Source organism: Bradyrhizobium sp. YR681 (genome assembly GCF_000282615.1).
Lineage (GTDB): Bacteria > Pseudomonadota > Alphaproteobacteria > Rhizobiales > Xanthobacteraceae > Bradyrhizobium.
Map to the genome: position 1 here is coordinate 19,987 of NZ_AKIY01000338.1, position 12,950 is coordinate 32,936.

A 12,950-nucleotide genomic window follows, 5' to 3' on the forward strand; every position below is an offset into this window, starting at 1 on the left:
TCAAATATCTCCTTCTGGTCAGTTCAGCGCGGTAATTCGCATGGTGTTGCCTTGCAGCCAGGCCTGGGCAGGCTTGCCGCGCAAGGCCGCGTCGATGTCGTCGGCGGTCTGGTAAAATCCATCGATCGCAAGCAGTTCGGCCTCGATCTTCTGGCAATAGATGCGCGCGCTGGTGTGGCCGTTCACGCCCGCCATGGCGCGGCCGCGCAGCGCGCCGTAGATGTGGATGGAGCCGCCGGCGACGACTTCCGCGCCGGAGCCGACCGAGCCCAGAATGGTGACGTCGCCTTCCGGGAAGATCACGGTCTGGCCGGAGCGCACGGGGGTCTCGAGCAGCAGCGAAGTGGGCTTGGCCTCGACCTTCGCTTCGGGCTTCCTGGGCGCGGTCGGCTCGACCACACAGCTGCGTCCGCCCGAGAGCAGCGGCGGCATGGACGGCGTCAGCCGCGCCTCCTCCACGCCCTCGATGCCGAGCACGCGGATGTTGCGGTCCTGAAGGCTGGTGAGCAGATGATTGATGCCGGACTGGCTGAGGTCGACCGAGGACAGGTCGATCACCACGGGCCGGCCGGCAAAGAAGCCCGGCGAGCGGGCGATGGTGGTGTCGATCTCCTGGAGCCAATCCTGGATCGGAACCGTCGGCACGAACACAAAGGCCACATAGGAGCGCCCGCGCAGGCGCACCATTTGGCGTTGGACTTTTGCTGCAGCCTCCATATCGGCCGACTCGTTCCCTGTTATTGAATGGTTAACGATGCGGCGGATATGGTTAACGGCTGGTTAATTTCTCCGTGGGGTTACGTGGATGGGGCCCTGGTTGGTGCTGCTCGTGTCCCGGACGCGCACACCGACCCGTAGCCCGGATGGAGCGAAGCGCAATCGGGGAATTGCGCCACAAACGACGGTCCCGGATTTCGCTGTGCTCCATCCGGGCTACGAGGCTCCCTACTTCTTCACCTTGCTCGCATCCATCTTGACGGCAGGATCCAGCATTTTGGTCGTGAACGCGGTGGTCACGTCGAACGGCTTCTCCATGCCGAGATAGGTCTGGACCAGCTCATAGTCCTTCTTCATCCGCTCGCCGTCGATCCAGCCGAGGCCCTTGGTCGTCGTGAACTCGTCCGTCATCAGGAACTTGATGCGCTCCCACTGGCGCTCCTGGTTCGCCTTGTCGAGGCCGGAGACCTGGTCGAGCAGTGCCTTGAGGCAGGGCTCGACCTCGGCGACGCAGGCCGCAAAGGCCTTTTGCGTGACGCGAACGAAATCCTCGACGACCTTCGGGTTCTTCTGCAAGTACGCGCCGTTGACGATCAGCGAGTTGCCGTAGGGATTGAGCCCGATGTCCTTCCAGTTGACGTAGCCGAGATCTCCCCCGAACTCGATCACCTTGAGATCGTGCTCGTTGTAGAAGTCGCTGATGATGTCGACGGTGTGGCTCTTCAGCGCCGCGATCTTCGCGGTCGGCCCGACATTGACGAAGCCGACCGCATCAGGCGCGATGCCGGCGGCCTTGGCGAAGGCCGGCCACATCACGCGCGAGGCATCGCCCGGCGGATTGCCGATCTTGTGGCCCGGAAAGTCCTTCACCCCGTTCACGCCGTAGCTCTTCAGCCAGTAGAAGGTCTGGCCGGTGTTGGCGTAGACGCTCATCACCGCGACGGTGTCGGCGCCCTTGCTCTTGGCCACCAGCATGGTGGCGAGATCGGCGACGCCGAACGGCGAGCCGCCGGAGCCGACCTTGGCGGCGGAGACGCCGGAGCCCTTGCCGGTCTCGATGGTGAGATCGATGCCGGCTTTCTCGTACCAGCCCTGCGCCTTGGCATAGTAATACGGCGAGTGGTCGGCCGTCGGCGTCCAGTTCAGGATCAGGTTCACCGCCTCGCCAGCGCTCGCCGGCACCGCCGACAAACCGAGCGCCAGCGCCACAACAGCCGCCTGCAAATGCTTCATCGCATCTCTCCTCATTGCCAGCGACCCGGCTTGTCGCTCTCCCCTTGTGAGGCTACCAATGCAACAAGCCGTCCTCCACTTGTCAACTGTTTGGTTGGAAATGCCCGCAAAACGATCCGGCGACACCGCGCCGCAGCGGCGCGACCCCGTCGCCACCCGCAAGAAGCTGCTGACCGCGGCGCGCCTGGAATTCGCCAGGCACGGCCTTGCCGGCGCCCGCGTCGACGAGATCGCGATGCGCGCCGGCGTCAACAAGCAGCTCGTCTACCACTATTTCGGCGACAAGGACGCGCTCTACCTCGCCGTGCTCGAAGTGGTCTATGAGGACATCCGCGAGCAGGAGCGCAGGCTCAATCTGGAAGGCCTGCCGCCGGACAAGGCGATCCGCCGGCTGATCGAAGCTTCGTTCGACCATTTGGCGGCAAACCCTGATTTCATCGTGCTTTTGAACGACGAGAACCGCGGCGGCGCGCGCCATGTGCGCGGCTCGACCCGGCTGGAAGCGATGCATTCCCCGCTGGTCAAGAGCGTCTCCCACATCCTCCATGAAGGCGTGCGCTCGGGCGTGTTCCGCAAGGGGATCGATCCCATCCAGCTCTACATCTCCATCGCGGGGCTGAGCTATTTCTTCTTCTCCAACACCCCGACGCTGTCGGCGATCTTCGGCAAGGACCTGTCGAGCCGCGCCCAGCGCCAGTCCCGCCGCCGGCATGTCGTCGACCTCGTGCTCCAGTCGCTCCGGCCATAATCAACCAACTGGTTGAAACTTGGCCCGAGGACGGTTAGGCTCACCGCCGTGGCAGTGAAGCCGCGGCAATTGGGAGCAACAGGTGACAGCTCGCGGAGCAGGTCCGGCACGCAGCTTTGCGATCATCCTGATCGTGCATCTGGCCGTGCTCGTGCTCTGGCAGCTCCTGGTCGACGCCTTCCACGTCCCGAAATTCATCCTGCCCTCGCCACTGGCGACGGTGCAGACGCTGGCAACCGCGAACTATGCCTGGGGCGCCAATACGCTGGTGACGGCCGTCGAGATCGTCGGCGGCTTCGCGCTCGGCGCCTTCGTCGGCGTGACGCTCGCCGTGATCTTCAGCTGGGCGCCGCTGGTCAGCCTCGTGCTGCTGCCGCTGTTCGTGACCTTGAACATGATCCCGAAGGTCGCGCTCGGGCCGCTTCTGATCGTCTGGTTCTCCTACGGCATCCTGCCGAACATCCTGATCGCCTTCAGCATCTGCTTCTTCCCGATCCTGCTCACGACGGCGCGGGGCCTGCGCGAGGTCGAGCCTGACCTGCTCGACCTCGTCAAATCGCTGCGCGGCTCACGCTGGACGCTGTTTCGCAAGATCCAGCTGCCGGGGTCGCTGCCCTACATCTTCTCCGGCATGAAGGTCGGCGCCATCCTGGCGGTCGCCGGCGCCATCGTCGGCGAGTTCATCGCCTCCGAGCGCGGGCTCGGCTACCTCATGATCCAGGTGCAGTCCTCGCTCGATACGCCCGCGATGGTGATGGCCGTCGTGCTGCTGACCTTGCTCGGCGTCGCCCTCTACGGCCTCGTGCTCGCCCTCGAACGCATGTTCGTGGTCGGCGATGCCAGACAAAGCTAAACGAAGGACCGCCCCATGCTGCTCACCCGCCAGACGCTGCCAAAGACCATCCCCGATATCGCAGCCCTCGACGAGCTGCTGTGCCGGCCGACCCAGGCGCTGATCGACGACCTCGAAAAGGTCGAGGGCGACATCATGATCCTCGGCGTCGCCGGCAAGATGGGTCCGACACTGGCGGGGCTGGCGAAGGCCGCCGCCCCCGATCGCCGCGTCATCGGCGTCGCCCGCTTCAGCGACGCGCGCGTGAAGGACTGGCTGCACGCGCGCGGCGTCGAGACCATCAATTGCGACCTGCTGGATGAGGCCGCGATCAACACCCTGCCGAAGGCGCCCAACATCATCTTCATGGCGGGCCGCAAGTTCGGCGCCGAGGGCGACCTGTCGCTGACCTGGGCGATGAACGCGCACGTGCCGGCACTGGTGGCACAGGCTTTCCCGTCGTCGCGGATCGTCGCTTTCTCGACCGGCTGCGTCTATCCGTTCGTGCCCGTCGACGGCAAGGGATCGACCGAGGAGATGGCGCCGAATCCGCCCGGCGAATACGCCCAGTCCTGCGTCGGCCGCGAGCGCATGTTCGAATATTTCTCGCGCAAGTTCGGAACGCCAGGCCGCCTGTTCCGCCTCAACTATGCGATCGACATGCGCTATGGCGTGCTGCACGACATCGCCACAAAGGTGCTCACGGGCACGCCGATCGACGTCAGCCTCGGCCACGTCAATTTCATCTGGCAGGGCGATGCCTCCGCGCAGGCGCTGCGCTGCCTCGCCCATTGCACGGCGCCGTCCTCGCCGATCAATGTCAGCGGCCACGAAATTCTGGCGGTGCGCGATCTCGCCGCAAAATTCGGCGCTCGCTTCGGCCGCCCGCCGGTGCTGACAGGCAAGGAAGAGCCGACGGCCTGGCTCACGGACACCTCCAGGGCGGTCGAGCTGTTCGGCCTGCCTGTTATCGACACCGAGCAGTTGATCGCCTGGACCGCGGACTGGGTCTCCCGCGCCATGCCGAGCCTCGGCAAGCCCACCAAATACGAGGTCCGCGATGGACGCTACTGACGGTCTGCCCATCCTCAAGCTCGGGGTCGAGGATGCGATCGCCGGGCTCGCGCTGTCGACGGAAGCACACTGGAACCAGACCGAGGAAGACTGGCGAATCTTCCTGCGCGATGGCGTCGTGTTCGGCATCCGCGACGGCATGCGACTGGTGGCGACCGCGGCACTGCTGCCCTATTCCGGCAACAACGCCTGGATCAGCATGGTGCTGGTATCAGGCACGCATCGCCGCCGCGGCCTCGCCACGCGCCTCGTCGATACCTGCCTGGAAACCGCGCGCAGGAACGGCCTGACGAGCTGGCTCGACGCGACGCCCGACGGCGCCGCCGTCTATGGCCCGCTCGGCTTCACGCCGACGCTGCAATTGCGTCGGCTGAAACTGGTGAAGCCCTCGCGCGCCGAAACGCCGCCGACGTCATCCGCGACCGTCGATGCGTTGCGCGCGCGGGACCGGCGGGCCACCGGTTTCGACCGCTCCGCCCTGCTCTCCGCCTTCGCACAGCGCCCCGGCTCACGCATCGTCTCCGCGAACGGAGCCATCGCGCTGGTTCGCGACGGCCGGACCGCGCGTCATGTTGGCCCTCTGTTTGCCAATCATGCCGCAGCGGCGCTGGCCCTGGTTGACGTGATCGCACGATCCGAGACCGGCCCGCTCCTGGTCGATGCCATCGCCTCGCAAGCCGCGTTCTTGGAAGGATTGACCGCCTCAGGCTGGACCATCGAACGCCCGTTCCAGCGCATGCGGTTCGGCCCTGCCACAGCCGCGGGCGAGGAATTGCCATTCGCCGTCGCCGGCCCCGAATTCGGATAGGACATCATGCACCACAGCCAGATCAACGCCGATATCCGCAAGCTGATCGCTGACGGCACCGTGCTGCCGGCGCATCCCCTCGCGCTCACCGCCGAGCGCCAGCTCGACAAGACGCATCAGCGCGCATTGACGCGCTATTACATCGACGCCGGCTCGGGCGGCCTTGCCGTCGGCGTCCACACCACGCAATTCGCGATCCGCGATGTCGGGCTCTATCGTCCGGTGCTCGAGCTTGCTGCCGAGACCGCGGCGAACTGGACAAAACGCCCGCTGGCGATGGTTGCGGGCCTCGCAGGCCCTACACAGCAGGCGACCACTGAAGCCCGCACCGCGCGCAACATCGGCTATCACGCCGGGTTGCTCAGCCTCGCCGCGATGAAAAACGCCTCCGAGGACGAGATCATCGCGCATTGCACGGCGGTCGCCGCCGAGATCCCGCTGGTCGGCTTCTACCTCCAGCCGGCCGTCGGCGGCGTCATCCTGTCCAGCCGGTTCTGGCAGCGCTTTGCCTCGATCGACAACGTCATCGCGATCAAGATTGCGCCGTTCAACCGCTACCGCACGCTCGACGTGCTGCGCGGCGTGGCGGCCGCCGGCGCGCTCGATCGCGTCGCGCTCTATACCGGCAATGACGACCACATCCTGCTCGACCTGATGCTGCCGTTCGATTTGCGCGACAACCGCGTCACCACGCGCACCTACTTCAAGGGCGGCCTGCTCGGCCATTGGTCGGTCTGGACCGCGAGCGCCATCAAGCAGTTCGAGCGCTGCAAGGCGGCGCGGCACAAGGACAGCGTGCCAGCGGACCTGCTCGCGCTCGATGCCCGCGTCACCGACTGCAACAGCGCCTTCTTCGACGTCGCCAACAATTTCCACGGCTGCATCGCCGGCTGCCACGAGATCCTGCGTCGCCAGGGCCTGATGCAGGGCCTGTGGTGTCTCGATCCGAACGAGGGCCTGAGCCCCGGCCAGAAGGACGAGATCGACCGCGTCTGTCGCGAGCACGCCGACCTCAGCGACGACGCGTTCGTGGCCGACAACCTGAACAAATGGCTGGCATGACGGCCGAGCCCTTCATCAGCCTGCGCGGCGTGCGAAAAGTCTACCGCGGCGGCGGCACCGAATTTCTCGCAGTGTCCGACGTCACCATGGACGTGCAGGAAGGCGAGCTGGTCTCGCTGGTCGGCCCGTCCGGCTGCGGCAAGACCACGGTGATGAAGATCCTGGCCGGGCTGCACGGCGCCGACGGCGGCACCGTCAAGATCGGCAACGCCAAAAGCCCGTTCGATCCGACCCGCGACATCGGCATGGTGTTCCAGCAGGCGCTGCTGCTGAAATGGCGGACCATCTTGGATAACGTGCTGCTGCCGGCCGAGATCGTGGGCCTGCCGATCAAGGCCGCGCGCGAGCGGGCGCGCGACCTGCTCAATCTCGTTGGCCTCTCGGGCTATGAGCAGAAATATCCGCGCGAGCTCTCCGGCGGCATGCAGCAGCGCACCGCGATCGCGCGCGCCTTCATTCACGATCCAAAACTGATCCTGATGGACGAGCCGTTCGGCGCGCTGGACGCGCTGACGCGCGAGCAGATGAATCTGGAGATGCTGCGGATCTGGCGCGAGAGCGGCAAGACCATCATCTTCGTCACGCATTCGATCCAGGAAGCCGTGTTCCTGTCCTCGCACTGCGCGGTGCTGACCGCGGGCCCCGCGAAGATGGCCGATTACTTCCCGATCGACCTGCCCTTCCCGCGCGATCTCCCGCTGAAAACCACGGACGCGTTCGGCGCGTATGCCAGGCGCATCTATGCGAAGCTGGGCCTCACTCCGTAGCCCGGATGAAGCGAAGCGCAATCCGGGAAAGTGCCGATGACGCGCGAGGCCCCGGATTACGCTTACGCTCCATCCGGGCTACGAAAGCGGGGCGCGGCGTAAACACCGCGCCCTCCTCACGCTCAGCTCTTGTTGCGCATCTTGCCAAGCAGATAGTCCGTAGCCCGGATGGAGCGAAGCGCAATCCGGGAAAGTGCCGATGACGCGCGAGAGAATCCCGGATTACGCTTACGCTCCATCCGGGCTACGAAGCGGGGCGCGGCGTAACTACCGCGCCCTCCTTACGCTCAGGTCTTGTTGCGCATCTTGCCAAGCAGATAGTTGTCGTAAAAATTCTCCGCGATCTGCGTGTAGAACAACAGCTCCTTCATATACGCGTCGTGGCTCTCCTTGGTGCGCTTGAACAGATCGCTCTTGGCGGCGAGCTCGTTCAGGTGCTCCTGGGTCGCATTGTAGCAGGCTTCCAGCACCGGCTGCGGGAACGCCTTCAGCTCCGCGCCGTTGGCGATCAGCCGCTTCAGCGCTGCCGGATTCACGCTGTCGTACTTTTCCAGCATCCATGCGCCCGCAGCGGAAGCGGCCTGGTTGACGACCGCCTGATACTGCTTCGGCAGGCTCGCCCATTTCTCGTCATTGACGATCATGTGCAGCATGGCGCCGCCCTCCCACCAGCCGGGGAAGTAGTAGTATTTCGCGACCTTCTGGAAGCCGAGCTTCTCGTCGTCATAAGGACCGACGAACTCGACCGCGTCGAGCGAGCCCTTCTCCAGCGCCGCGTAGATGTCGCCGCCCGCGAGCTGCTGCGGCACCACGCCGAGCCGCGCCAGCACATGGCCGCCCATGCCGGCGATACGGAATTTCAGGCCCTTGAGATCGTCGACGGTCTTGATCTCCTTGCGGAACCAGCCGCCCATCTGGGTGCCGGAATTGCCGCAGAGGATGGCGTGGGTCTTGAACGGCTTCAGCGCCTCGTTGGTGAGGTCGGCACCGCCACCGAAATGCCACCAGGATTCCTGGTGGCGATGGTTCATGCCGAACGGGGCGCCGGTGGCATAGGCCAGCGCCGGCTCCTTGCCGATGTAGAAATACAGCGGCGTCTGCGCCATCTCGACGGTGGCGACGCTGACGGCATCGAGCGCCTGCAGGCCGGGCACGAGCTCGCCGGCTGCGAAGGTCTGGATCTGGAATTTGTTGTCGGTGGCTTCCGCAACATATTTCGCAAAGGTCTGCGCCGTGCCGTAGATGGTGTCGAGCGATTTCGGGAAGCTCGAAGTCAGGCGCCATTTGATCTCGGGCGCGCTCTGCGCGATCGCAGGTGCAGCAACCAGCGTCGTCGCGCCGGCGACCGCGCCGCCCGTGAGGAATGTACGGCGTTTCATGATGGGTTTTCTCCCTTAAAGTAAGCTTCAAACATACGGACTTCTGGCCACGGTCTTCGCGGACCGTTTGCCCGTTCCTATAGCGGAGTTCAAGGTGTGAGCGGAAGGCCCGTAGCCCGTCAGAGCAGCTTCGCGCTCACGAACAGCGCGCGTACGGCGTTGGTCGCCTGCACCGCGAGCATGGCATTGCCGGCAGCGCCTTCCAGCGCCGCGACGGCCTCTTCGTGCAGGGAGCGGAATTCCATCCACTCGACCGACTTGAAATTGGTGAGGAATTGATAGGCCTGGCCGACCGTCGCAATCGCCAGCGTGTCGCCGTTCAGCTTGATCTTGAACGTCGTGCGCAGCGGGGTCTCTGAATTCTGGGGATCACTCATGGGCTGCTTCTGGACGAGGACGGCTTAACGAAGGGGAAACGGCCGCCCCGCCGTTCGCCAAATATCAGGAGTCGGTGCTGCCGCGCTGCGCAGCGATCGCCGATCCGCTCAGGCTCGGCACCACGACCAGGCGATTGAACTCGCCGTTGTCCCAGGCCTTGAGGAAACGATCATAGTCCTTGATCGAGACGCAGCCGTTGGAATCGCCGCGCGGTCCGAGCATGTAATTGTGGGTGAGAAGACCGACGCGGCCGAGCGCGCTGGTGCCCTCGGTGGGGGTCAGGCGCAGCGCACGGACGCCGTGGAACAGCTTTTCGCGTGGCTTCAGATCGTAGATCGCCGGCGGAGTCGCGCCCACCATCCGCTGGTCGACATGCTGGGGGTCGTCCATCAGCGCGCCCATGCCCGAATGGGCTTCCAGCGCGACGCCGCTCGGCAGATAGAGCGCCTTGGCCGAGATGTCGTAGACCGCGGTCCGCGAATCGTAGCCGAGGGCGGCCAGATCCGGTGCCCTGCCGAGCAGGCCGTCGCCGGGCGTCAGCGAGGCCAGCTTGATCTTGTCGGTGAATTTTTCGAAGAAGTTGCGGTTGTCGACCCTGGGATTGGTCTCCGCATAGGCCTGGCTCGAGGCGATCTGGGCCGAGAAGTCCGCCTGGACCGGTCGCGAGCGCGGCATCGGGACGGCGTCGGCGCGTTGCGAGGGCCTCCTCTCGTCGACCGCCGGCCTGTCGTCTTCGGTCAGGGTCGAGCGCCAGTCGTCGCCCTGGAGCTTTTGGGCGAGCATCGCCTTGGCGTCGCGGAGCTTGAGCTGGACCGCGTTCAGGGCCGAGCGCTCCATCGTCCGCAGGCCGAGTTCGCGGGTGGACGGGCTGCCCGAGAGCGAGGCGAAACGATCATCGAAGGACAGGGTATTGGCCGGCGGCAGCGCCGCCGAGACCAGCGGGGTCGAGGCGCCCATATCCGCAACCCAGGCGGCAGCGCCCAGCGCCAGCGCGGCGGCGGCCAGAGACAGCAATATCATCTCCGCTCGCCCAACACGGCGGCGCGACAACAGCCTCTCGGCGTTTGCGCGGTCGGAAACCATCAGATCCCCAAATCGACCCCCGGGGGTACCCAACCCCCACCCGGAGACTCTATACCAGCTACCACATTGGGAGCCAAAAGTTAGGCATAATCGCGGCCGGCCACGCCCATCCGAGGTATCCAATGACCGATCCTTTCGGCCTAGACCGCTTCGTCGAGGCCCAAAACCCGGTTTTTCGCGACGTCCAGGGCGAACTCGCCCGGGGGCAGAAGCAAAGCCACTGGATGTGGTTCGTCTTCCCACAAATCACCGGCCTCGGCTTCAGCGCCACGTCCCGGCGCTATGCCATCGGCTCGCGCGCGGAGGCCAGGGCCTACCTCGCCCACCCCCTGCTCGGCCCGCGCCTGATCGAATGCACCGGGCTCGTGCTCGCCGTTCAGGGGCGGACGATCAACGCGATCCTCGGCACCCCCGACGACGCCAAATTTCGCTCGTCGATGACGCTGTTCAACGCGGTGTCCGATGAGCCCGTCTTCGATCAGGCTCTCGCCCGATATTTCAACGGCGAGCGCGACGGCGCGACGCTGGAGATGCTGGCCAAGCTCGATCGACCGGCGCGCTAGCGCGACCAACCGCCGGACGAATGGACGCATGCGCGCGGAGCATGCCGGCCGCCAGCGTAAACTCCGGATTAACACCGGCTGCCTATCGTCGCGCAGAATAATTTTCTCCTGCGCAATTGCCGGACAGATCATGAAAATCGGTACGCTCCTGACCACCGCCATCGTCTCGCTCTCGACCGTCGGCGGCGGCCTCGCCGTCTATGTCGCCGTGACGAAATATCAGACGATGGAGCGGATCACCGAGGCGCAGGGCCGGCTCGCGATCGTCCGCGCCGTCAGCGACATCCCGCGCTATCTCAACCCGGAACGCGGCTTCGCCACCAACATCCTCTACGGGCCCTCGACCTACGACCCCGCACAGCTTGCCGAGCATGACAAGCTGCGCAAGCAGACCGACGGCGCCCGCGACAAGATGAACGCGCTGCGCAAGGAGCTGCCCGGCCCGTTCGACGATGGCAGCACCATCGGCAGCAACATCGACGGCATCAATTCGAAATTCACCGCGCTGCGCGAGGCCATCGACAAGGCGATGGCAGGACCGCCGGAAGCGCGCAAGGATGCCGCCAAGAAGATCGTCGGCGAAAACGCCGTGCTCAACGGCAGCGTGACCGCCCTGCTCAACGAGCAGGTCCGCCGCATGGCGATCCTCAACGGCGATGCCTACCGCCAGGCCAGCTATGCCAACGTCGCCATGACGCTGCGCGACGTCGGCGGCTTCAACTCCAGCCTGCACAAGAACCTCGTTGGCGGCAAGAAGCCGGCGACCGACGCCGAGAAGGCCGACATCAGCCGCTCACAGGGCCGCAACGACCAGATCGTGATGACGCTCCAGGAATTGCGTGGCAATCCGACTACGCCGGCGAACGTCGCAGCCGCGCTGGAGAAGTTCAACGCGATCTACATCGAGGAATTCGGCCGCGAACTCAAGCTGGTGAAGGACGGCGCGATCAGCGGCAAGTACGAGCACGACGTCGACACCTATTTCGCGGCCACCCAGCGCGGTCTGAGCACCATCATCGACGTCCGCGATGCCTTCTACGACAACGCCGAGCAGATCCTCGCCGGCGCCTCCTCGTCCGCGCGCACCAGCTTCACCATCGCGCTCGTCGGCCTCCTCGCCGTGCTGATCGCAAGCGTCGGGCTCGTGGTGATGGTCCGCCGCCGCGTCTGCGCGCCGATCGTCAGCCTGACGAGCCGGATGTCGCGCCTCGCCGATGGCAACGTCGCCGAAGACATCCCCGGCGCCGAGCGCTCCGACGAGGTCGGGGCGATGGCCGCCGCCGTTCAGGTGTTCAAGGACAACATGATCCGGGCCGACCGGCTCGCGGCCGAGAAGCAGGCCGAGAACGACGGCAAGATGCGCCGCGCGCAGGCGCTCGACGCGCTCACCCGCGCCTTCGAGGCCAAGGTCACCGAGCTCGTCGGCGGCCTGTCCCAGGCGTCCTCGACCATGGAGAGCACGGCGCAGTCGATGACCTCGACGGCGGCCCAGACCAACAGCCAGGCCGCGGTCGTCGCCGCCGCCTCCGAGCAGACCTCGACCAACGTGCAGACCGTGGCCAGCGCGACGGAAGAGCTGACCTCCTCGATCGCCGAGATCGGCCGTCAGGTCGCGCAAAGCACCGAGATCGCGGCCCGCGCCGTCGACAATGCCCGCCGCACCGGCGACACCGCGCGCGCGCTCGCCGAGGGCGCGCAGAAGATCGGCGACGTCGTCACGCTGATCCAGAGCATTGCCGAACAGACCAACCTTCTCGCTCTCAACGCCACGATCGAGGCCGCCCGCGCCGGCGACGCGGGCCGCGGCTTTGCCGTGGTCGCCTCCGAAGTGAAGTCGCTGGCCGGCCAGACCGCCAAGGCCACCACCGAGATCTCCGAGCAGATCACGGCGATCCAGGCTGCGAGCGACCAGACCGTGGCCGCGATCCGCAACGTCGCCGACGTGATCGGCGAGATCGACCAGATCGGCACCGCGATTGCCGCCGCGATCGAGCAACAGGGCTCGGCAACCCGGGAGATTTCCCGCAGCGTCCAGGAGGCCGCCCGCGGCACCCAGGAGGTCAACACCAACATCTCGGGTGTGCAGCGCGCCGCCGACGACACGGGAACTGCCGCCAGGGAGGTGCTGGGCGCCGCCGAGCAGCTCTCGACCCAGTCGCGCGATCTCGCCGGACAGTTCGACCGCTTCCTCGGCGAGGTCAGGGCAGCGTAACTACACCCGGATTCGTAGCCCGGATGGAGCGCAGCGTAATCCGGGATTCGCGCCGCGGATGAAGCGGCCCCGGATTTCGCTGCGCTCCATCCGG

The 12,950-nt window shown here is 65.7% G+C and carries 13 protein-coding genes; 8 read left to right on the forward strand and 5 right to left on the reverse strand.

Features of this window, described 5'->3' with window-relative positions; all coding sequences use genetic code 11:
- Positions 1-18: 18 nt before the first annotated feature.
- Both minC and PMI42_RS36640 read right to left on the reverse strand, forming a co-directional pair.
- Positions 19-717, reverse strand: coding sequence for a septum site-determining protein MinC (gene minC, locus PMI42_RS36635; RefSeq protein ID WP_008144926.1), 699 nt, complete (start codon positions 715-717; stop codon positions 19-21).
- Positions 718-945: 228 nt separating this feature from the next.
- Positions 946-1,950: an ABC transporter substrate-binding protein gene (locus PMI42_RS36640; RefSeq protein WP_008144928.1), complete on the reverse strand. Its 1,005-nt coding sequence runs from the start codon at positions 1,948-1,950 to the stop codon at positions 946-948.
- A gap of 100 nt (positions 1,951-2,050) precedes the next feature.
- Here PMI42_RS36640 and PMI42_RS36645 point away from each other — a divergent pair, with 100 nt between their 5' ends.
- From PMI42_RS36645 to PMI42_RS36670, 6 genes are all read left to right on the forward strand, one after another.
- Positions 2,051-2,698 carry a TetR/AcrR family transcriptional regulator gene (locus PMI42_RS36645; RefSeq protein WP_035968045.1) on the forward strand — a complete coding sequence of 216 codons (648 nt, stop codon included), beginning with the start codon at positions 2,051-2,053 and terminating at the stop codon, positions 2,696-2,698.
- Positions 2,699-2,780: 82 nt separating this feature from the next.
- Complete coding sequence (locus PMI42_RS36650; RefSeq protein ID WP_008144932.1) at positions 2,781-3,551, forward strand: ABC transporter permease; 771 nt, start codon at positions 2,781-2,783, stop codon at positions 3,549-3,551.
- A 15-nt stretch (positions 3,552-3,566) separates the two neighbouring features.
- Positions 3,567-4,604, forward strand: a complete 1,038-nt coding sequence (locus PMI42_RS36655; protein ID WP_008144935.1) for an NAD-dependent epimerase/dehydratase family protein — start codon at positions 3,567-3,569, stop codon at positions 4,602-4,604.
- Entirely contained in the window at positions 4,591-5,412 is an 822-nt protein-coding gene (locus tag PMI42_RS36660) for a GNAT family N-acetyltransferase (protein ID WP_008144936.1), read from the forward strand. Before PMI42_RS36655 ends, PMI42_RS36660 begins: the two co-directional genes overlap by 14 nt.
- Before the next feature lie 6 nt (positions 5,413-5,418).
- Positions 5,419-6,474, forward strand: coding sequence for a dihydrodipicolinate synthase family protein (locus tag PMI42_RS36665; protein ID WP_008144938.1), 1,056 nt, complete (start codon positions 5,419-5,421; stop codon positions 6,472-6,474).
- Positions 6,462-7,241 carry an ABC transporter ATP-binding protein gene (locus PMI42_RS36670; RefSeq protein WP_035968046.1) on the forward strand — a complete coding sequence of 260 codons (780 nt, stop codon included), beginning with the start codon at positions 6,462-6,464 and terminating at the stop codon, positions 7,239-7,241. The genes PMI42_RS36665 and PMI42_RS36670 overlap by 13 nt, the downstream gene beginning before the upstream one ends.
- Positions 7,242-7,528: 287 nt before the next feature.
- Here the strand turns inward: PMI42_RS36670 and PMI42_RS36675 are convergent, their stop codons facing one another.
- The 3 genes from PMI42_RS36675 to PMI42_RS36685 all read right to left on the reverse strand — a co-directional run bounded on the left by PMI42_RS36675 (position 7,529) and on the right by PMI42_RS36685 (position 10,012).
- The gene (locus PMI42_RS36675) at positions 7,529-8,620 is read right to left on the reverse strand and encodes a TRAP transporter substrate-binding protein (protein ID WP_008144942.1); all 1,092 of its coding nucleotides are present in this window, start codon (positions 8,618-8,620) and stop codon (positions 7,529-7,531) included.
- 119 nt (positions 8,621-8,739) lie between these two features.
- On the reverse strand, positions 8,740-8,997 hold the full coding sequence (locus tag PMI42_RS36680; RefSeq protein ID WP_008144944.1) for a hypothetical protein: 258 nt from the start codon (positions 8,995-8,997) through the stop codon (positions 8,740-8,742).
- A 64-nt stretch (positions 8,998-9,061) separates the two neighbouring features.
- On the reverse strand, positions 9,062-10,012 hold the full coding sequence (locus PMI42_RS36685) for a DUF2778 domain-containing protein (RefSeq protein WP_035968049.1): 951 nt from the start codon (positions 10,010-10,012) through the stop codon (positions 9,062-9,064).
- A gap of 191 nt (positions 10,013-10,203) precedes the next feature.
- On the opposite strand from PMI42_RS36685, the gene PMI42_RS36690 reads away from it, so the two are divergent.
- Complete coding sequence (locus tag PMI42_RS36690) at positions 10,204-10,644, forward strand: DUF1810 domain-containing protein (protein WP_008144948.1); 441 nt, start codon at positions 10,204-10,206, stop codon at positions 10,642-10,644.
- A 130-nt stretch (positions 10,645-10,774) separates the two neighbouring features.
- On the forward strand, positions 10,775-12,856 hold the full coding sequence (locus tag PMI42_RS36695) for a methyl-accepting chemotaxis protein (RefSeq protein WP_008144949.1): 2,082 nt from the start codon (positions 10,775-10,777) through the stop codon (positions 12,854-12,856).
- Positions 12,857-12,950: the final 94 nt, after the last annotated feature.